The organism is Pectobacterium punjabense (assembly GCF_012427845.1).
GTDB classification, from domain to species: domain Bacteria; phylum Pseudomonadota; class Gammaproteobacteria; order Enterobacterales; family Enterobacteriaceae; genus Pectobacterium; species Pectobacterium punjabense.
In genome coordinates, this window is sequence record NZ_CP038498.1 from 617516 (window position 1) to 640243 (window position 22728).

The 22728-nt window shown below is 56.7% G+C and carries 7 protein-coding genes; 3 read left to right on the plus strand and 4 right to left on the minus strand.

The features are described from left to right. Positions 1-5: 5 nt before the first annotated feature. From dhbA to E2566_RS02850, 3 genes are read left to right on the plus strand one after another with little or no spacing between them, the layout of a single operon-like run. The gene (gene dhbA, locus E2566_RS02840) at positions 6-779 is read left to right on the plus strand and encodes a 2,3-dihydro-2,3-dihydroxybenzoate dehydrogenase (protein WP_107170843.1); all 774 of its coding nucleotides are present in this window, start codon (positions 6-8) and stop codon (positions 777-779) included. 22 nt (positions 780-801) lie between these two features. Beyond that, positions 802-7137: a non-ribosomal peptide synthetase gene (locus E2566_RS02845; protein WP_107170844.1), complete on the plus strand. Its 6336-nt coding sequence runs from the start codon at positions 802-804 to the stop codon at positions 7135-7137. Continuing rightward, positions 7134-9236 carry an amino acid adenylation domain-containing protein gene (locus tag E2566_RS02850; RefSeq protein WP_107170845.1) on the plus strand — a complete coding sequence of 701 codons (2103 nt, stop codon included), beginning with the start codon at positions 7134-7136 and terminating at the stop codon, positions 9234-9236. The genes E2566_RS02845 and E2566_RS02850 overlap by 4 nt, the downstream gene beginning before the upstream one ends. Positions 9237-9315: 79 nt before the next feature. Here the strand turns inward: E2566_RS02850 and E2566_RS02855 are convergent, their stop codons facing one another. From E2566_RS02855 to E2566_RS02870, 4 genes are all read right to left on the minus strand, one after another. Further along, positions 9316-10824, minus strand: a complete 1509-nt coding sequence (locus E2566_RS02855; protein WP_107170846.1) for a TolC family protein — start codon at positions 10822-10824, stop codon at positions 9316-9318. 108 nt (positions 10825-10932) lie between these two features. After that, complete coding sequence (locus E2566_RS02860) at positions 10933-12267, minus strand: putative Ig domain-containing protein (protein ID WP_240958795.1); 1335 nt, start codon at positions 12265-12267, stop codon at positions 10933-10935. Further along, positions 12149-21343, minus strand: coding sequence for a putative Ig domain-containing protein (locus E2566_RS02865; RefSeq protein ID WP_240958792.1), 9195 nt, complete (start codon positions 21341-21343; stop codon positions 12149-12151). The genes E2566_RS02860 and E2566_RS02865 overlap by 119 nt, the downstream gene beginning before the upstream one ends. A 210-nt stretch (positions 21344-21553) precedes the next feature. Continuing rightward, the gene (locus E2566_RS02870) at positions 21554-22294 is read right to left on the minus strand and encodes a phage tail protein (protein ID WP_107170189.1); all 741 of its coding nucleotides are present in this window, start codon (positions 22292-22294) and stop codon (positions 21554-21556) included. Positions 22295-22728 lie beyond the last annotated feature (434 nt).

Consider the following 22728-nt stretch of genomic DNA (forward strand, 5'->3'; position numbering starts at 1 on the left):
GGAAAATGATGAACAAGGCACAACCTCTTCAGTTTGATTTCCGTGGGAAAACGGTGTGGGTAACCGGTGCGGCGAGCGGCATTGGAGAAAGTATTGCCCGCCAGTTTGTCGCGCTGGGCGCGAACGTGATCGGCTTCGACCGTGCATTTCAACCGTATAACGATCGCCCGTTTACCAGCGTGACGCTGGATATTAGCGAGCCGAATCGCGTGGCGGCGGTGTGCCGTCAGCAGCTGGCGGAAACGGGGCTTGATGTTCTGGTTAACGCCGCCGGGATTCTGCGTTTAGGTGACATTGATACGCTGAGTGCGGACGACTGGCACCAGTGCATTAACGTCAATGCCTCCGGCGTATTTTATCTGCTGAACGCACTGGTTCCGCACTTTAAGCAGCAGCGTCGCGGTGCGATTGTTTGCGTCGGCTCTAATGCCGCCCATGTCCCCCGTCTACAGATGGCGGCGTACTGCGCCTCGAAAGCGGCGCTTACCAGTCTGTCTCACTGTGCTGGATTGGAGCTGGCGCCTTACGGTGTGCGCTGCAATCTGGTATCGCCTGGTTCGACGGATACGCCGATGCAGCGCGGCATGTGGCACAGCGCTGATGCCGAGCAGCGCACTATCGCGGGCTTTCCTGACCAGTACAAGCTGGGAATTCCGCTGGGTAAGATTGCTCAGCCGGATGAGATCGGCAATACCGTGGTTTTTCTGGCTTCCGATCTGGCCAGCCACATCACCATGCAGGACGTAGTGGTGGACGGCGGGGCAACGCTGACGGCCTGATTTGCGAAGAGAGTGACAAGTCATGAAAGATATCGTAACGCTGTTAAAGCAGTTGGAACGGCAGGGTGTTCGTCTGGCGTTAAATGCACAAGGGCAGTTGGTTTCTCAGTCCAATAAAGACGCGATCACGGCAGAGATTGGGAGCACGATTAAGGAAAACAAGGACGCCATCGTGCGTTGCCTGACGGCGCAACAGGCGTTTGAACGCCCCATCGCGCCGCAGAATGCGACGTCTGGCCCGCTGTCATCATCGCAAAGTGGGCTGTGGTTTATCGAGCAATACGAAGAGCAATCGCACCTCTACAACATGCCGGTCTATTTTCGTCTGACCGGCACGCTGGATGTGGCCGCACTGGAGTTTGCCTTTGACGCGTTGGCACAGCGCCATGCCAGCCTGCGCACCCGTTTTGTGGTCAATGAACAGGGCAAGGGTGAGCAGCGTATCGATGCCTATCAGCCGTTTGTGATACAGCATGATGACTTCTCACTGTTACCGGAAGCCGAACGGGAGGCGCGTTTACAACAGCAGGTGAAAGCGGAAATCAGCCGTCCGTTCGATCTCACGGCAGGCGATCTCACCCGTGTGCGGCTGGTAACGATGAACGAACGGGTGCACGTTCTGATGATCACCCAGCATCACATTATTTCCGATGGTTGGTCGGTGAAGAATATGTTTGCGGACTTCAAGCCGGCCTTTTTGGCCTGTCAGAACCGCCAACCCTATCCCGTCGAGACCACGCAGCTTAACTATATCGACTACGCACACTGGTTTAACTCTGCGTCGTTTCTCGATTACCACAATGAATTCAAACCGTTCTGGGTTGAGCGGTTGACGGGTATTCCTGAAGTACATAGCCTGCCGCTGGATAAACCGCGTCCGGCACACCAGAACAGTGGCGGTGAGGTGATCTTCTCCGCGATTAACAACGATTTGTGGGATAAATTTAAGCGTCAGTGTCAGCGCTACAACACGTCTAATTTCATTGGCCTGCATGCGGTGTTTTCCCTGATGCTGGCGCGCATCAGCGGTGAGAAAGATATCGTCATTGGTTCACCGCTGGCCTACCGCGAGCGGCCGGATATCGAAGATGTCGTCGGCTTCTTCGTTAACACCATCGTGCTGCGCACCCAGTTGCAGGATCAACAGAGTTTTGTCGATTACCTGCAATACTGCCGTGAGCAAGATCTCTCCGCTTTCGATCATCAGCTTTACCGTTTTGAAGCGCTGAGCGAGGCGATCGGCTCCGATCGCACCACGGCGATCAACCCGATCTTTCAGGTGATGCTGGTTTATCAGGCTAAAGTGGATTTTAACGATCTGATCCCCGGCTGTGATGCGGCGGAGGAAACCTCGCCGGTGCTGCCGGCGAAGACGGATATCTCGGTCAAAGTGACGGAGCTGATGGGCGAGGTGCGGCTGGACTGGCTGTTTGCCACTGCGCTGTTTGAGCGTCAGACGATCCAGTACTACGCCGACCGCTTTATCCGGCTGATCGAAGCCGTGGTGGAGAGCCCGGAAACCGATGTCTGGCATCTGCCGCTGATGGAAGCGGATCGATTTGCCGCCGTGTTGGCGGAAACACAGCAGTTGCCGCGTAGCTATCCGCAGCCGCAACTGACGGTAACCGACGTGATTGAAGCGGTGGCTCAGCGCGATCCACAGCAACTGGCCGTTGCCTTTGATGGCGAGAGTCTCGCTGACTCGCTGACTTATGCTGAGCTGAATAGGCAGGCTAACCAGCTAGCACATTGGTTATACCGCTTGGGGCTGGGTGAGCAGTCGCTGGTCGGCGTGTTGGCGAAGCGCGATCGCTATTTTGTCATTGCGCTGCTGGCCGTCTGGAAAGCAGGCGCAGCCTATGTACCATTGGACCCTGATTACCCGCCAGAGCGGCTACGCCACATCATTACCGATGCCAATCTTTCCGTCATTCTCGGTGGTGATGGGCAACAACTGGCGCAGTGGTCAGCCGAGCAGTGTATCGATCTGACCGATCCTACGGTTGCCGCGCAGTGGCACGATCTGCCGGGCGATGAACCGCCAGCCATTCTGCGCCATGCACAGCAGCTGGCACAGGTGATCTACACCTCGGGATCGACCGGTCTGCCGAAGGGCGTCATGATCGAACACGGTTCGCTGATCAATCTGCTGGACGATCATCGCGATCGCATTGCGTTCACGCCGCAAAGTACCATGTTCAACTGCATGTCGCTGTCGTTTGACGCCGGTAACATGACGACGCTGCTGCCGCTGAGCAGCGGTGGCACGCTGGTGTTTGGCGAACCCAACGATCGTGCGATTGTGCAGGCGGAACAGGCAGGGGCGACGCACCTGATCCTACCAACAGCGCTGATGTCGATTCTCGATCCCAAACAGGTTAACGGCATTCAGGCCATTGGCATGGGCGGTGAAGCGTGCCCGAATGCCGTGGTGGAAAACTGGGCCGATAAGGTTGCGCTGTACAACATGTACGGGCCGACGGAGTGTACCGTTACGGCGTTGAGCACCCGCCTGCGTAAAGGTCAGCCTGTCACCATCGGTAAGCCCATCGCTCATATTCAGGCGCTGATTCTGGATGCGGCTGGACAGCTGTGTCCGGTGGGCGTGCCGGGAGAGCTATGCCTTGCGGGACTTGGTCTGGCGCGTGGCTACCTTAATCAACCGCAGATGACCGCCAGCCGCTTCGAGCACATCACGCTACACGACGTGAACAATACGGGGCTGGGTACGGTGACCGTGCGCATTTATCGCACAGGCGATAAAGCCAGACTGCTGAACAACGGTGACTATGAATACTGTGGCCGTATTGATGAGCAGATCAAACTGCGTGGCTATCGCATAGAACCGGGTGAAATCGAGGCACAGCTGGCGGCGGTCTGCCCGTCTCTGAAGCAGGTTAAAGTCATTGTGGCGCCGGTGGGGAGTCGTCCGGCGCTGGTCGCTTATGGCACGGTGAAAGTAGGTAGCAGCACGCCTGAACCTGCTGCCGTGCTGATTGATGTCGCGAAGCACCTGCCGGAATACATGGTGCCTTTCCGGTTGATTGTGCTGGAAGAGATGCCGCTGACGCCAAACGGCAAGCTGGATACGAAACAGCTGCCGCCGGTGCTGGAAGCGAACGACGGCGACGGTGAAGCCGATAACCCGTTGGAAGCGGACGTGCTAGCGATTTGGCGCAGCGTGCTGAATACGCCGCTGGGCGTTGAGGATGATTTTTTCCGCTTAGGCGGTGATTCCATCCTCAGTATCCAACTGACGACGCGACTGCGCAGCGCAGGCTATGTCTGCACGGTGAAAGACGTTTTTGAAGCGAAGAGCGTGCGGCGTCTGTGTCGCGTGCTGGCGCAGAATAATCGTGATGTCGGTATCGTTGCAGAGCAGGGCACGCTGGAAGGCGAATTCGCGCTGCTGCCGATTCAGCGCTGGTTTATGGATCAAGCGCTGGTATGTCCTGAACACTGGAATCAGGCGGCGATGATCCAATTACCAGAGGTGGATGCCAGACGGTTTACCACCATGTTGCAGGCGCTGATGGCGCAACATGACGCGCTGCGTCTGGCCTGTGATGCCCAAGGGCAACGCTATCTGGCAGATGTGCCTTGTCCTGTTGTGTCGACGCTGGATTATCGCCAGCTTGGCGACGATGGCCTACAGCAGGCGTTTACCGCGTTGCAGAGTGAATTCGATCCCGCGCAGGGAAGAACGATGGGTTGTGCGCTGGTGCGACACCATCCACAGGCGGACACTGCCTTGTTCCTCGCTTTCCACCATCTGGTGATTGATGCCGTCTCCTGGCGCATTCTGGTCGACGATCTTGAGCGGCAGTACCTCGGTGAACCGCTGCTGCCTAAAACGTCGAGCTATCGCCAGTGGGGGACGGCACTGCAAAACTACGCCACACAACATGCAGAACAGCTGACGTACTGGCAGGCGCAGGAAGACGGCGTGGATCAGACGGCGCTGCTGGCGGCGAAAGATCCACAGGGCCAGGCCAGCGCCGCAATTTTGACACTGGATACGGAAACCACCGGCCAACTGGTGAGCGAGGCCAATCGTGCCTTTAACACCGACGTCAGCGATTTACTGCTGGCCGCGCTGATGCGCACGCTAAACGATCTCGGCTGGGGCGATAAAGCCCGCATCATGCTGGAAGGACACGGTCGCGAAACGATTGATCCGACGCTGGATGTCAGCCGCACCGTCGGGTGGTTTACCAGCACCTATCCAGTGTGTCTGCAAGATAAGCCTGACTGGACTTCCCTGATTCAATCCAGCAAGGAACGGCTGCGTCAGGTGCCGGACAAAGGCGTTGGGTTTAACCCGCTGCGCTACCATCACCCGCAGGGCGGTTTGCTGACGCTATCGCCGATTGTATTCAACTATCTTGGCCTATCGGTTCAGGCGGCTGGCGTGTGGCGTCCGGTTGATGTCGCGCCGGGGGGCTGTGTATCGCCGGAGAATAAACCGGCGGAGATTATCAGCCTTCACGGCGGTATTACGGGCGGACAGCTGACGCTGCGCCAGGTCGGTTGCCTCAACCAGCGCGACAGCGAACGCCTGATGGCGCGGCTGACGGAAAATCTGCGGGCGCTGACGGAAGCCTGTCTGGCACAACTACGTCACGGAGTCGTCTTTACCCCCAGCGATTTCCCGGCCGTTAACCTGAGCCAGACGCAGATCGACAGCCTGTCGCAGCGTTATGACATCGACACGCTGTTGCCGCTGTCATCGCTCCAGCAGTCGATGCTGTATCACCGTCTGCGTTGTCCGCAGGATGATGCGTATCATCTGCAAACGCCGATTCGCTATGCGCAGGCGCTGGATGTGGCAGGCTATCGTCAGGCGTGGCAGCGCCAGATTCAGCGTTTCCCTGCTTTGTGTGCTGCGTTGGAGAGCGAGTGTGCTTGCGTACAGGTGATTGTGAAGCAGGCAGACCTGCCTTTCTACTATCAGGATTTGATGCGGGATGCCGATCCACTGGCGGTCATCGAACGCTATCGTCAGCAGGATTTACGCACCGGATTTGATTTGTCACAGCCGCCGCTGTTGCGCATTGCCTGTTTCCGTTTGGGCGAGCAGGACTATCGGGTGCTCTTAAGCTGCCACCACAGCGTGATCGATGGCTGGAGCGGGCCACAGCTATTGGGGGCGGTGCACCGTGACTATCAGATGCTGATGAACAGTCAGATATTGATGCACGGCGAAGCACCCGCGATTCAGGTGGATCGTGCTTATGTGGATTATGCGCTGCACGCCGTGGCGCAGCAGCCCGTTGTCGAGGCTTTCTGGCAGCAGAGGGAACTTCTGCTGGCACAGACCAACGATGTAGCGATGCTGTTTGCGGCGGCGGGGAAGCGCGCCGATCTCAGCCAGCATCTGGCACAGGTTGAACCGCAGGTTACCAGCGTGAGCCTGAACGAACAGGATCAGGCTGCACTCATCGCCTTTGCCCGCGAGGTGGGCGTTACGCACAGCATTATCGCGCAATACGCCTGGCACCGGTTGTTGGCGCGATCGACCGGCGATGCGGTCAGTATTGTCGGGAATGTGCTGTCGGGCAGGGAAAGTCCGGTGGAGGACGTAGCGAGCAGCGTAGGTCTGTACATCAACAGCCTGCCGCTGGCGCTGAGCTGGCAGCAGTCCGTGTCGCTGCAACAGCATCTGGTGCAGTTGCAGAATGAATTGATGGCGATGAATCAGCATGCCACGCAGTCGCTGATTGCGCTGACAGCCGGACGTTCGCGTCTGTTCAACAGCCTGTTTATTTATGAAAACTATCCAGATGCGAAAGCAGAACCGGGCCAACGCGCTGACGAACCGCATCGGCTATCTCCCGAGTTCTCCGCTGCCTATGAAAAAGTCGAGATGCCGCTGAATTTGGTGGTGCGTGAGCAGGCGGGCTGTATGCTGCTGCGCTTCGAGTTTGATGCCGATGTACTGGACAGTGCGCAGGCGCGTCGGGTGCTGATGCGCTGGCATGACGATGTGGTCGCGTTGGTGAACAGTTCGCCACAGCAGCCTGCCGAGATTATCGGGCATGATAAAGCGACAGGTTTGGCGGCTGCACAGAAAATCGCGCCGCATAGCGGTGTTAGCCAGCCGACTACGCCGTCTGCTCAACTGCTGCTGCGCGTGTGGGCGCAGACGCTACATCTCGCTGAATCTGGCCTCTGGTCGCAGACGCTGTGTGAAAGCGGTGTCGATTCGCTCCAGCGTATTGCGTTGGCACAGGCGCTGAGCCGTGCATTAGCGCTGCCGATAAATGTTGCGCTCTTGCAGCGCTACCCGTCACCACAGGCGCTGAGCGAGTATTTGGCTCTTTCGAGGGCGATTGCCAATGAGGAAACGCTGTCATGACAGGGAGTAACGATGCCATCGGGAATCTGTTGGTAGATATTCAGCAACCGACAGCCTTCGGGCAGCGGGCGGGTGCCGCGCACGGTGAACAGCACCACAGCAGTGAGCTGTCCCGTCAGTATCCTACATCGCTGGTGTGTGCGGCGTGGAGCTGGCTGCTGTACAAATACAGTGGTGAAGAACAGGTATGTGCTGCGTTCGTTACGTCCGATCTTCCTGATAACGTGAGGCCATTGATCGCTCATTTTCACCAGCGCGATCGTCTTGTCAGCGAGTGGATCGCAGAGGTGGGATCGTCGTGCGATTCACAGTCTGCATCCGCAGTTCTGACTGATGAAACCCGGCATGCACTGTTTAGCAGTCTGCTAATTGCGGGAGATGCGGCATCGTTGCCTGAGGCCGTGCAAAAAGTGGCGCTGATCGTACAGGTGCAGAACGATCGATTGATTCTGACGGCACCTGATGGGCAGTTCGATAATCAGCAGCTACAGCGTATGTCTCGTCATCTCACGCAGCTACTCGATGGCCTGTTGGCACAGCGCTGGGAGTGTCTGACGCAGATTCGCCTCAGCCCGCAGGTGGCACCGCTACCGCACAGAGCGACGACGCTCGCATTGCACGATGAACTGCTGGCGCGTCTTACTGAGGAAACGCGTCAGGATCGTGTGGCGATCGCCTTTCAGGAACGCGAAATTCGCTATTGGGAACTGCTGCAACGCGTGGCGTTGATTCAACAGGTGCTGGCTGAGCAGAGTATCACTGCTGGTCAGCGCGTGGGGCTGCATCTCAGTCGGCAGCCTGACACGGTAGCGGCGCTGCTGGCCTGCTTGTTTTCTCAGGTAGCGTTTGTGCCGCTGGAGCCGGATTTTCCGGGAGATCGGCTACAGGCGATTCAGCGGGAAGCAGCACTGGCAGCGGTCTTGCAGGACGGCTATACCGGTGGGTCGCTGGCGTTTGACTGCCCGGTACTGAATCTGTGTGATTTACCGTATGCCGCCAGCGATTCTACGGCGAGCGTACAGTTGGCACGGGTCGGAGGACCGGAAACGGCGGCCTACATGATGTTTACCTCTGGTTCGACGGGGAAACCGAAAGGTGTGGTGATCGGTCAGCGGGCGCTGCAAACCTTTATTCATGCCAGCGTAGATCGGCTGGCTTTAACGGATAACGCCAACTGGCTGCTGATTACCACGCTGGCGTTTGATATCTCCATGCTGGAAGTGTTTGCCCCGCTGTGGATCGGTGGCGTGCTGCACCTGACCACGCATGAGGAATACAAAGATCCGCAAGCAGTGGCGGCGTATTTACAGGTTCGACCGGAAATCAACGTATTGCAGGCCACGCCCGCGTTTTGGCGCATGATGTTCAAAGCGGGTTGGCAGGGTAAACCCGATCTGGTGGCGTTGTGCGGCGGCGAAGCGCTGGATCTGCGGCTGGCACAGCGTTTGGTCAGCCGTTGCAGGACGTTATGGAATTGCTATGGGCCAACTGAAGCGACGATTTGGTCGCAGATGGCGCAAATAGATAGCGCAGCGTTGGAGAACCAGCACACGGTCGCGCTGGGCAACACGCTGGTGGGCTATCAGCATCTGGTGATCGACGACGATCGTCATCCGCTGGCAGAAGGGATGGTTGGCGAACTGTGCATCCTCGGTGACGCACTGAGCAGCGGATACTGGCAGCGTGACGATCTGACGCAAGACCGCTTTATTCAACAGGCGGAGTCGGGACAGCGGATGTACCGCACGGGCGATAAAGTCCGACTGCTGGCGGACGATCGTTACCAATATCTCGGACGTTTCGACGATCAGGTAAAATTACGCGGATTTCGCATCGAGCTAGGGGAGATAGAGGCACAATTAAAACGCATCGAACAGGTACAGGATGCGGCCGTCAAACTTCAGGGGGAAGGGGATGAGGCGATACTGGTCGGCTACGTTGAATATAAACCCGGCTCAGAGATGACCAAACTGGCGCTGCGCAAACAGCTGCATCAGTTCTTGCCGGCTTACATGGTGCCAGGGCGCATTGTGGTGCTCGACAAGCTGCCCAAAACGGGTAGTGGCAAGGTCGATCGTAAACGCCTGACCGAAGTCTGAAAGACACAGAGGGCAGCGTTGCTGCCCTCTGTGTCTGCGTAAAAAGCGGCGGTGGCAATACACGATTGCCACACGGCTATCAGAACGATTGTAATGTACTGATTTTACCCTGCTGCCAGTTGGTGTCAGATTGGCGCAGTGACTTGCTGATATCTACCAGACTATCGGATGGCAATGATTTCGGCAGTAAATCCAATCCGATCGTTGAGAATATCTGGCCATAGGTATTGCGTAGTTCTGCATAGGCCAAGTCCTGACGCAGGCTGGCGTTAAGGGCATTTAGCTCACCTTGAATCAACTGCAATTCGCCGATGCTGTTGGCTTTGTAGCGGTTTCGCAATTGTTCGACGATTTGGGTGTCTAGATCGCGCAATTCTGCACTGGTTTTATACTGTCTCTGTGCCTCATTAAAGTTGGCTCTGGCGATGTATAACTGCGCCATGATCGCCAGCGACATCGCCTGACGCTGAATTTCCGACACCGATTCGTTAGCCTGCGCCGCTTTACGTGCGGCCGGGCCGGACAACAGGTTAAACAGATTCCAGGTGGCTTTTACTCCGACGTCCGCCCAGCTGTTATTGACCAGGAAGGAGTTACTGTCATAGTGGCCGCCTGCGCTAATTTCCACGCCGGGCAGCATACGCAGCAGCGCTTTGCGGGTTTCGGCGGCATGAATTCGCACCTGATAATCCTGCTCACGCAGCTCCGGGCGGCTGACCAGTGCAGTCTCTTCCAGCACCTTCACATCGACATTCAACTGCGGTACGACTTCATCACCGCTCTGTGGCAACGCGAGCTTGTAGGCCGTATCCAGCGGCAGATTCATCAACGTAGCCAGCTCCGTTTTAGCCAGAGACAGCGCGCGGCGCTGTTCTTCCAGTTGGCGCGTGGCGTCAATCAGCGCGCGCCGATAGCTTAGTGCTTCAATCGGATCGCCAATCTGCTGTGATGACATATGCTCGCTCGCGTCGCGTGCGGCGTTAACGCGGGCGATAAGGCTGTCAATCTGTCCCAAGAGACGCTCGGCAGCAACGGCGCGCCAGTAGGCGGAGCGCACGTCTTGCAGGATGGTGTGCACGACTTTGCGTTTACGCTCTTCGGCTATCCAGCGCTGATCCGATTTTTGCTGAGCGGTAACGTAGCTGACGCCAAAGTCGAGCACATTCCACACCATAGTCAGATCGGCTACATCGCGGTCGCGATCCTGTGAAGTGGACGGTTCCAGAGAGGTACGTCCTGTTTCCACGCTGCGGCTGCTGGAGGCACTCATATTATTGCGTCCCACATAGCCCGCAGATGCCGCCAGTTTCGGCAACATATCGTAGCGTGCCAGATCCACCTGCTGCTGGCTCAGCGCATATTCCATCACCTTTAAGCGTGATTCGAGGTTGTATTTCAGCGCACGCGCCATCGCATCATACAGCGTGATCGGTGCTGTAACCGGCTCCTGCTGGCTGAACATGGCGACTCGGTCCTGCTGGCTGCGTTGCCCGCTTTCGACCTTGCTGATCGGCTGGGTGGTTACGGCACAGCCGCTGGCGGCTAGCACGATGGCGCTAAGGCTAAATAGTTTCCGACCCTTTAACACGATTCCGCTCCTCGTCATTGTCATTATTACCAATTTTGTTCTTGTGATGGTTCTGGTTGTTATTGCGATCGCCTGGCGTATCGCTGCTTGCTGCACAGTGGTGCAGGGTTATCCTTGCTGCTGACCACTTTCCTGCAATGCTTGCTCAATAGCTGCCAGACGTTGCAGTTCCGAGTCACCTATCTGTTGTAGTTGCCGATCTAGCGAAGGCGTAAATGCCACGGAACGCCCAGTGCCGTCATCGGTGCTATTCATTGTGTTACTTACTCTATCGAGCGGAATGTCCTTCCAACTGCCGCCGGAGAAGACCTCCATTGGCGTCAGTGAAGGCAGATAGATCCCCGAGAATGCGCTAGCCAGCGATGAGGTGCCGCCTAACGCGGGATCTTTGCTGAAGCTGGGGAAGGAACCTAGTGTGCTGTCGAAATTAATGCCAATGCCGCTGGTTACGCCACGTCCGAAAGTGCTGGCTACCTGGCTAGCTGGGAGGGAGCCTCCCTCGGTGTTCTGGCGTCCGGTAGCGAAAATAGCAGACATCACTGACTTCGGTGCACCGTCGCTACCCACGGTGAAATTGCCGAGTGAAGGATTGGCAATCAAACCACCTAATGTCGGCGGTGCTGTTATGGCATCTTGCGCCGACAACTGGTGTGTATCGCTAGCTGATGGTGTCCGGCCAATACCGTCGTTAGCTTTGAACTGCGGATCGCCGCTCACAAGACTGTGCGTCACCGTCAGGCCAAAGCTGGTGCTGATGGAGGTATTGCTGCCGTCGGTGGCTGTTACCCGGATTACCAAGGTACCAACATCCGTATTGCCCGGCGTGCCGGAGAAGGTGCCGATAGTCGGATCGAAACGCAGCCAGCTTGGCAGCGGTGACCCGTTGGCGAGAGTGGCGCTGAGCGTCAGCGTGTCACCATCCGGATCGCTAAAGGTGCCGTCAGGCACGGTGAAGTTGAAGCCACCATCCTGTGCCACGCTTTGCGGCGGGATTGGCGTGGCGACCACGGGTGCATCGTTGACGTTGGTGACCGTCAGGCCAAAGCTGGTGCTGATGGACGTATTGCTGCCGTCGGTGGCCGTTACCCGGATTACCAACGTACCGACATCCGCATTGCCCGGCGTGCCGGAGAAGGTGCCGATAGTCGGATCGAAGCGTAGCCAGCTCGGCAGCGGTGACCCGTTGGCGAGAGTGGCGCTGAGCGTCAGCGTGTCACCATCCGGATCGCTAAAGGTGCCATCAGGCACGGTGAAGTTGAAGCCGCCATCCTGCGCCACGCTTTGCGGCGGGATAGGGGTCGCGACCACGGGGGCATCGTTGACGTTAGTAACCGTCAGGCCAAAGCTGGTGCTGATGGAGGTATTGCTGCCGTCGGTGGCCGTTACCCGGATTACCAACGTACCGACATCCGCATTGCCCGGCGTGCCGGAGAAGGTGCCGATAGTCGGATCGAAGCGTAGCCAGCTCGGCAGCGGTGACCCGTTGGCGAGTGGCGCTGAGCGTCAGCGTGTCACCATCCGGATCGCTAAAGGTGCCATCAGGCACGGTGAAGTTGAAGCCACCATCCTGCGCCACGCTTTGCGGCGGGATAGGGGTCGCGACCACGGGTGCATCGTTGACGTTAGTGACCGTCAGGCCAAAGCTGGTGCTGATGGACGTATTGCTGCTGTCGGTGGCCGTTACCCGGATTACCAACGTACCGACATCCGCATTGCCCGGCGTGCCGGAGAAGGTGCCGATAGCAGGATCGAAACGCAGCCAGCTTGGCAACGGTGATCCGTTAGCAAGGGTGGCACTGAGGGTCAGCGTGTCACCGACATCGGGATCGGTAAACAGGCCGGTAGGGAGTGTGAAGTTCAGGCCACCGCCCTGTGCAATGGTTTGTGGCGGAATGGAACCAGAGACCACCGGTGCATCGTTGACGTTGGTGACGGTCAGGCCGAAATCCGTATGCACCGTCGCGTTACTGCTGTCAGTGGCGGTGATGCGGATAGACAGATTGCCGACATCCGCGTTGCCCGGCGTACCGGAGAAGGTGCCGGTGGCTGCATTGAACGTGATCCAGCTTGGCAACGGTGAACCGTCGGCCAGCGTGGCGCTCAGGGTCAGCGTATCGCCAACATCGGGATCGCTAAACAGTCCGGCAGGCAGGGTGAGGTTCAGGCTGCCGCCCTGTGCCAGAGTCTGTGGCGGAACAGAGCCGGAGACCACCGGTGCATCGTTGACGTTGGTGACGGTCAGGCCGAAATCCGTATGCACCGTCGCGTTGCTGCTGTCAGTGGCGGTGACGCGGATAGACAGGCTGCCGACATCCGCGTTGCCCGGCGTACCGGAGAAGGTACCGGTGGCTGCATTGAACGTGATCCAGCTTGGCAGCGGCGAGCCGTCGGCCAGCGTGGCGCTCAGGGTCAGCGTGTCACCGACATCGGGATCGGTAAACAGGCCGGTAGGGAGTGTGAAGTTCAGGCCACCGCCCTGTGCAATGGTTTGTGGCGGAATGGAACCAGAGACCACCGGTGCATCGTTGACGTTGGTGACGGTCAGGCCGAAATCCGTATGCACCGTCGCGTTACTGCTGTCAGTGGCGGTGACGCGGATAGACAGATTGCCGACATCCGCGTTGCCCGGCGTACCGGAGAAGGTACCGGTGGCTGCATTGAACGTGATCCAGCTTGGCAACGGTGAACCGTCGGCCAGCGTGGCGCTCAGGGTCAGCGTATCGCCAACATCGGGATCGCTAAACAGTCCGGCAGGCAGGGTGAGGTTCAGGCTGCCGCCCTGTGCCAGAGTCTGTGGCGGAACAGAGCCGGAGACCACCGGTGCATCGTTGACGTTGGTGACGGTCAGGCCGAAATCCGTATGCACCGTCGCGTTACTGCTGTCAGTGGCGATGACACGGATGGACAGGCTGCCGACATCTGCGTTGCCCGGCGTACCGGAGAAGGTGCCGGTGGCTGCATTGAACGTGATCCAGCTTGGCAACGGTGAACCGTCGGCCAGCGTGGCGCTCAGGGTCAGCGTATCGCCGACATCGGGATCGCTAAACAGTCCGGCAGGCAGGGTGAGGTTCAGGCTGCCACCTTGTGTCAGAATTTGTGGCGGAACGGAGCCGGAGACCACTGGTGCATCATTGACGTTGGTGACGGTCAGGCCGAAATCCGTATGCACCGTCGCGTTACTGCTGTCAGTGGCGATGACACGGATGGACAGGCTGCCGACATCTGCGTTGCCCGGCGTACCGGAGAAGGTGCCGGTGGCTGCATTGAACGTGATCCAGCTTGGCAGCGGCGAACCGTCGGCCAGCGTGGCGCTCAGGGTCAGCGTATCGCCGACATCGGGATCGCTAAACAGTCCGGCAGGCAGGGTGAGATTCAGGCTGCCGCCCTGTGCAAGGGTCTGCGATGGAACAGAGCCGGAGACCACCGGTGCATCGTTGACGTTGGTGACGGTCAGGCTGAAATCCGTATGCACCGTCGCGTTACTGCTGTCAGTGGCGGTGACGCGGATAGACAGGCTGCCGACATCCGCATTGCCCGGCGTACCGGAGAAGGTACCGGTGGCTGCATTGAACGTGATCCAACTCGGCAGCGGCGAGCCGTCGGCCAGCGTGGCGCTCAGGGTCAGCGTATCGCCCACGTCAGGATCGGTAAACAGTCCGGCAGGCAGGGTGAGGTTCAGGCTGCCACCTTGTGCCAGAATTTGTGGCGGAACGGAGCCGGAGACCACCGGTGCATCATTGAGGTTGGTGATGGTCAGGCCGAAATCTGTATGCACCGAGGCGTTACTGCCGTCGGTGGCGGTGACACGGATAGACAGATTGCCGACATCCGCGTTGTCCGGCGTACCGGAGAAGGTGCCGGTGGCGGCATTGAACGTGATCCAACTTGGCAGCGGCGAACCGTTGGCAAGGGTAGCGCTGAGGGTCAGGGTGTCACCGACATCGGGATCGGTGAAGGTGCCCGCCGGTACGGTGAAGTTGAAGCCGCCATCCTGCGCTACGCTTTGCGGCGGGATTGGCGTGGATACCACCGGAGCCTGATTCAATGGTGTGACGGTCAGGTTAAAGGTGGTGCTGGCTGAGGCATCACCATCGTTGGCGGTGACCTTAATACTCAGAATGCCAATATCGCTATTACCCGGCGTACCGGAGAAAGTGCCAGTGGCTGGATTAAAGGTGATCCAGCTTGGCAGCGGCGAACCATCTGCCAGTGTGGCGTTGAGGGTCAGCGTATCGCCGACATCCGGATCGGTGAAGGTGCCTGCCGGTACGGTGAAGTTCAGGCTGCCATCTTGTACCACGATTTGCGGCGGGATTGGCGTCGCCACCACCGGCGCATCGTTGACGTTGGTGACGGTCAGGCTGAAATCTGTATGCACCGTCGCGTTACTGCCGTCAGTGGCGGTGACGCGAATAGACAGGCTACCAACATCGGCATTGCCCGGCGTGCCGGAGAAGGTGCCGGTAGCAGCATTAAAGCTCAGCCAGGCGGGCAAGGCTGAACCGTTGGCCAGCGTGGCGCTCAAGGTCAGGGTATCGCCGACATCCGGATCGGTGAAGGTGCCTGCTGGTACGGTGAAGTTCAGGCTGCCATCTTGTACCACGCTTTGTGCCGGTATCGGTGTCGCCACCACCGGCGCATCGTTGACGTTGGTGACGGTCAGGCTGAAATCCGTATGCACCGAGGCGTTGCTGCCGTCGGTGGCAGTGACGCGAATAGACAGGCTGCCGACATCCGCACTGCCCGGCGTACCGGAGAAGGTGCCGGTGGTTGCATTGAACGTGATCCAGCTTGGCAGCGGCGAACCATCTGCCAGCGTGGCGCTGAGGGTCAGCGTATCGCCGATATCCGGATCGGTGAAGGTGCCACTGGGTACAGTGAAACTCAGGCTGCCATTCTGTGCGATGCTTTGTGCGGGGATTGGCGTCGCCACCACCGGTGCATCGTTGATGTTGGTGATAGTCAGGCTGAAATCTGTATGCACCGAGGCATTGCTGCCATCGGTGGCGGTGACGCGGATGGACAGGTTACCGACATCCGCATTAACCGGCGTGCCGGAGAAGGTGCCAGTGGTCGGATTAAAGGTGATCCAGCTCGGTAGCGGTGAGCCGTTGGCCAGCGTGGCGCTCAAGGTCAGGGTATCGCCGACATCCGGATCGGTGAAGGTGCCTGCCGGTACGGTGAAGTTCAGGCTGCCATCTTGTACCACGCTCTGTGCTGGTATCGGTGTCGCCACCACCGGCGCATCGTTGACGTTGGTGACGGTCAGGCTGAAATCCGTATGCACCGAGGCGTTACCGCCATCGGTGGCAGTGACGCGGATAGACAGATTGCCGACCTCCGCATTGCCCGGCGTGCCAGAGAAGGTGCTGGTGGCCGGATTAAAGGTGATCCAGCTTGGCAGCGGCGAACCATCTACCAGCGTGGCGCTGAGTGTCAATGTATCGCCAACATCTGGATCGGTGAAGGTGCCACTGGGTACAGTGAAACTCAGGCTGCCATTCTGTGCGATGCTTTGTGCGGGGATTGGCGTCGCCACCACTGGTGCATCGTTGACGTTGGTGATAGTCAGGCTGAAATCTGTATGCACCGAGGCATTGCTGCCATCGGTGGCAGTGACGCGGATGGACAGGTTGCCGACATCCGCATTGCCCGGCGTACCGGAGAAGGTGCCAGTAGTCGGATTAAAGGTGATCCAACCCGGCAGCGGCGAACCATCTGCCAGCGTGGCGCTCAAGGTCAGGGTATCGCCATCCGGATCGGTGAAGGTGCCTGCGGGTACGGTGAAGCTCAGACTGCCATCTTGTACCACGCTCTGTGCGGGGATCGGCGTCGCCACCACCGGCGCATCGTTGACGTTGGTGACGGTCAGGCTGAAATCCGTATATACCGAGGCGTTGCTGCCATCGGTAGCGGTGACGCGGATAGACAGGCTACCGACATCGGCGTTGCCCGGCGTGCCGGAGAAGGTGCCAGTAGTCGGATTAAAGGTGATCCAGCCTGGCAGCGGCGAACCATCTGCCAGCGTGGCGCTGAGGGTCAGGGTATCGCCGACATCCGGATCGGTGAAGGTGCCTGCCGGTACGGTGAAGCTCAGGCTGCCATCTTGTACCACGCTTTGTGCCGGGATTGGCGTTGCCACCACAGGGGGATTGCCAACGACTACCGTCAACGTTGAGGTCGCGCTGCGGCTGGCATCGTCATTGGCGGTAACCGAAATGGTACGTGCACCGCCGCTAGGCGTTGTCGCCACATTGACATAGACGATAGCGCGTAGTGCGGTCTGGAAGGCTTCTGACGTAGCGCCACCTGTGAGAGTCAGGGTTTGGCCGCCATCCCCTGACACGTTGATGCCCGCAGCATGGGCAGCCAGTAATGCCTGTTGCGATAACGTCAAGTATTCGCTAGCGCCATCAGTACTGCCAGCGAGCGCGAGCGTCAGAGTCCACAGACGAGTATCGCCATCGGTTTGCGACAGCGTCGCCAGCATATCGGTTATGGGGACGCCCGTGCTCAGACCGCTTGAGACGGTGGCGCTATAGTCACTGCCCGCTCCTGCACCGTTCAGGTCCACTTGTGGACTCACACCCGAAGCAAACTGTGATTCGTAAGCACCGATATCGACAGCCCCTTGTCGCACACGATCCAGACCCCGCGCATCACCATTGCCGGTAACATAGAAACGATCGCCCTGATTAATGGCATTGCTGGCTGTAGCAGCCAGCCGAGGATCTGACGATGACACCAGATCCACACTACTGCCGATCAGGTTATTACCGCCATTTAGGGTATAGGAACCGTTACTGGTGGTGTCGTTATGGATGACCATATCGACAGTATTGCCCGATATAATCGAGTTGCGCACACTGGTAACCCAGCTAGAGGCATGGTTGGTGAAGTGAAACTGAATACCGGCATCCTGACCGGTGATGGTGGTGTTCATTAAGGTGACATGCGTGTTGGGCGCGTTGGTGCTGCCGCTTGCCGCCAGATAGAGACCCGCCACGCCAATCGACCCATTGGCCGCATTGGCGCCAATATTGTTGTAGATGGATGAATTGGTGATCGACAGCGAGAGTGTTTGTTGGGCTGACACGAACAGCTTGATCACGCCTTCTTCATTCATGCCGCCCGACTGGGTATTATCATGGATATTGACCTGATCGAGATCGAAGATGTAGGCACCTTGTTGAATATTGCTCAGGTCAATCATGCCATTGCCCCACCCGCCATCGTCGGTGTTCCCCGTAATATCAACGTTGTACAACCTGAAGTTGATATCTAATGCGCTAGCATTGATCCCCAGCACACCACCTGAGAACTGGTTGGTGTTGGTGGTGAAATTCGTCAATGTCAGGTTCTGGATGGCGAGCGTCATTGACGAGGTGTTGATTTGGAAGCCGGAATAACCGCCACCGTTCAGGGTAAAGCTTTGCCCGTCGATCAGCATGGAACTGGTCGGTACCAGCAGGCCTTCAGCCAGCGTCACGTTGGTCTGCAATACGATACGGTCAATGCCGGGGGTGACGTTGGCCCAATACAGCGCCTCGCGCAGACTGAGCCCGCCGCCATCATTGATATCATCTTGCAGTGTATTGCCATTGCCAAAGGACGCATCGTCGCCGGTATCGTCTCCAGAGGTAACATACAGCGCGCTGTTGCTCGCTAACACATTGACTGAAGAGGTAAGGTTCAGCGACGTGGTGTTGTTGTTGGTCCCGCTATCTCTGACGGCGGTTAAGGACACATCCCGTGTTGCCGCCGTAACGCTGCTGTTGCTATTGCCGTAGCGTAAGCCATCCACCAGACCGGCAAATTGCGTGTTGCTGGCGGTCATCCCGCTCAACTGTAGCGTCACCGTATTGCCGACACGCGTTACCGTATAACTGCCGATGCCGGTCAGTGTGCCGCTGCCATTGCTCGCTAGGCTGATGGTGTTGCCCGCCACGCTGATAAATTCACCGCTGTCGTTGACGTTGGACACGGTCAGAGTCAGTGCGTTAAAGGTCTGCCCGCTGTCCCGCGTGTCTGCGCTGACGCCGCTGAACAGATCGACAGCACCCGCCATTCCGCCAATAAATATCGGATTGCTGCCCGTGGCGGACAAGGTTGGTGCGGTGCTGCTTGCGGCGGTCGTGACATCAAGCTTGACGACGCTGACGGTGGCATTACCGGCGCTGTCTCTGGCGACCACATACACATCATAGGCGGTGGCTGCGGCTAAACCCGTCAGGGTCAGGGATTGACTGTAGGGCGCGCTGCCGGCTAACTGACTGCCGAAAGTGAGTGCCAGGCTACCTGAGGCGTTCTGCCCGTTAATGACCTGAGTGACGCTCGGTGCACTGGCGCCGTCGGGGAGCACCACATAATAGATGGTGCCCCGTTCGTTGAGGTCAGTATTAAGGGTAAAACCGCTCACTGTCGGTGCGGTGATTGTGGGTGTCGCGTCAAACGTAGGCGCGATATCGTCAGCCACCGTTAAGGTGATGACCTTCTCATAGGTTGCTTGCCCGTCGGAGACCTGGAGACGCACGGAATAGGTTCCGGGTGCCATGGTGGCGGCATTGACCGCTCTCAGCGTGCTGCCGCTGAGGATAAAGAGTGCATTATCAGTACTGCCAGCGCCACTCACCAGACTGTAGGTAAATGTGGTGGAGTCTACGTCGGTTGCCGACAACGTCCCAACGATGCCATTGCTGCCCAGAGACTGGCCGAATGTTGTGTTGGAAAGCGCCAGATCCGTTGGGGCATCGTTGACCGCAACCACGGCCACGGTGCTGCTAATGGCTAAGGCCGTGCTGTTATTGCTGGCACCTGAATCGGTGACCTGAGTCAGGGTCACGACCCGTGCGGTGGTATGGGGATTTTCACTGCTGTTGCCGTAGGTCATGCCAGATAGCAAGGTGCCCATATCGGCATTGCTCAATGCCGCTCCGCTTAGGCTGACGACTGCCGTGCCAGCGCTGAGGGAGACACTGGCCGAACCGTAACCACTGCCAAGTGTGACGCTATTGCCATTGATCAAGGACACCTTGACGCCATTGATATTCAAGTATTCGGTACTGTCTGCTACGTTGGTGACGGTAAAGGTGGCGCTGGTAAAGGTTTGCCCACTGTCGTTGGTATTCGCGATTACATTAGTAAATAAGCTGACGGCGGCACCGTTTTCTGTATAGGTCGGATTGGTCGCTGAGCCAGCTATGCTGGGAACGTTATCGGTGGGAGCTGCGAGAGATGCAGTGACGATATTATCCCATGTAACAGTACCGTTACCGATTGTTGCTGTTGTTAATCTCACCTCGTCAATATCTTGAAACGCATTAGAGAGCGTCGCCGTCTGGAATGCTACCGTGAGGGTGATGGTTTGCGTTGCCCCCGCCACCGCGCTACCGTCTTTATACCCCGTGATGGTGAACGTTGATACGTAATTGCCTAGCCCTCTAAGATCAATACTCGATAGTTTGAATTCGCTGCCATCCGTCGATTTAAGTGCAAAATAGTTAAGATTTCCCCCAGGAGTAACAATCGTATTCAGGACCTGGTTACCGCTTATCGCAACAGTTTGAATGGTTACATTGCCAGTACTGTTAGCAACGTAGGTAAAACCGTTGTTTTGATCGTTATACGTTTGGAGACCCGGTTGGGTTTTGACAAATTCTTCCGTGCCTGAAAATTGCGAGAACGTGTTAGTACCATGCGTTGGGGAAGCCAACAAACTATTGTATTCTTGCGCGATGGTTCCCAGTGCTGCGCCGGTTGTCTCTATATTGCCAACCGTTGTTTCCAGTTGCCAGTTGCCACCTTTGGATGCTGCGCCCGTCAAATCATCTGAGGCTGCAATATCTGCCTGAGTGAGCTGTGATAGTAAAGAGACAAAACTTTTTCCTGTGTCCTGTGCAATATCACAGCCATAAAGCAGCAGATCGCCATCCTGTGTTAGCGCGGTGCCGAGTTTAGCCAGGTCGGCCGAACGTGCTTCCGCCGTAGCGCTATCCAGCGTCAGATTACCAAGGCGAACTTGTCCTTCGTTGCCATGGCTCAATATATGGATCGCATCGTAACCCGTATGAGTTTCAGCCCATACCGCCATCTGCGTCAGGCCGTCTTTGCTACTATCCAATAAAAATACATCAACCCCAGCGGGGACACTGTTGACCAGTGTTTGGTAATCCGTCAGCGCTGTGTCAATAAATACCGCTTCTTTACGTATTGTTTCGCCTGCAACAGCCTGTACAACGACGTCAGTCGTGATGTCATGCGTGGCACTATTCTGATCGGATGATGTGTTGTTCTCCGATGTGGCCTCAGCAGAATGATTTGCGGTCTGTGCAGGATTAGGATTAGAAGAAGCCGTGGCGTCACTCGAGTTACTGGTTTCGGCCTGAGTGGCCGTTGCGGCGATTGCGCCGTCAAATAAGACGCGGGATTCAAGGGCAAAACCAAGAGGAGCGGAATAAGTCTGCTCAATATGGTCAGTTGGATGGTCATTTTTCTTACTGAATAATTGGCGCCACAGCATAAGACATACTCCAGAGTGGTGTTAGTACGTATAATTTTTCTACAGCTAATATCGGGAAGTCATCACTAAATACGGACTATCGGTACGCTTGCCATCGTGACTACCAACAGACCACTCCTATGTCCATCATTAGATTACATATTGCGCTTTTAATTTCAAAATCTTACAGATGTCGCGCTCCCCTAAAAATGAGGGAAGCGCGTAGTTATATTAGTTTGGGTTTACAGGATAAACGCCCATAGTAGCGATGCACGCAGTGAGACCTACACTGGGGTTACGAACACTAAAAGGTGTACCGCCAATATTAGGGGAAATGGTTATACCCGTTAGGTTGCTCACACTAAACGGGGCTGAAAATGGTTTCAACGTTGTTGTAGGTGTGGCATTACTGTAAATTTTAGCTGGTGAGTCAACCCCACCAACGGCACTTAAATCAAACGAAGGAGACGTTGTCGCCAGTGATGTCGTGTTGTCTGGTACGTTGGCTGTTGCCGCACTGTTTACCACTGGAATAGCGATAGAAGCTGTACCGCTCACGCTTCCAGAAGAGGCAACAGTGGCCGGATGGATGTGTGGGGCAACGTTGCTCGTCGTCAATGAGACATTCTCTGCCCCAAATACTTGTCCACGAGTGACATTCGCTAATCCTGTTCCTTGTCCAGCCCCTACCGGTACGCGCCCACGCATGTCGGGGAGCATAAAGTTCCCCTGCTGTGGAGAACCTCCCCAGATATTTCCGATCAAGGCATAAAGCGCCTGATATTGATTGATAGTCACTGTTTGCCCATTTGCAGGCAGATAGCCCTCTGGGCAATAGCTGGTGACCATATAACAAATAGAGCCAATGTAAGGCTCAATACTGCATGCAGATGCGGTAGCTGGTTGCGATAGGCCTACAGCTAACACAGTTGCGATCGCAGATTTGGCAAACAGACGCTGAACGCATTTCATAAACATCTCTCCTTGGAATGGGGGATAATTCCACGCTGGGTGAAATATATCTGATGATTTTGATGCTTGGTCTTGTGATGCCTAACTTCACTTGCTAAGTAACATGTAATTTTATGTAAACAATAAAAACAAAATTACATATAAAAAGTGAAACTGGCAATAAGCTTTTACGTGGGCAGATAATAAAAAGATTTATTTTTTTAAATAATTGATTTTATTTGATATTTATTTGTCTTATCAAAGTGCGGATGTGCTGAAGTTGCTGCGATATGTGTATGTTGTCAGCGTAATAAAAAAACCAGAGAGAAATTTATTTGTTAATAAAATGTAGTGTATGTTCGACGCAATAGGTACGTGAAAACGTTAGGTAATCTTATTAACGGATGAAATAAAAAAAGGTGTAACGCTTTTCTACAGAGTCTGGAGCATTTCCT

Bases quoted from the DNA above. Each gene is read 5' to 3' on its own strand.
- dhbA (WP_107170843.1), top strand. From the start codon at position 6: ATGATGAACAAGGCACAACCTCTTCAGTTTGATTTCCGTGGGAAAACG.
- E2566_RS02845 (WP_107170844.1), top strand. From the start codon at position 802: ATGAAAGATATCGTAACGCTGTTAAAGCAGTTGGAACGGCAGGGTGTT.
- E2566_RS02850 (WP_107170845.1), top strand. From the start codon at position 7,134: ATGACAGGGAGTAACGATGCCATCGGGAATCTGTTGGTAGATATTCAG.
- E2566_RS02865 (WP_240958792.1), bottom strand. From the start codon at position 21,343: ATGCTGTGGCGCCAATTATTCAGTAAGAAAAATGACCATCCAACTGAC.
- E2566_RS02870 (WP_107170189.1), bottom strand. From the start codon at position 22,294: ATGAAATGCGTTCAGCGTCTGTTTGCCAAATCTGCGATCGCAACTGTG.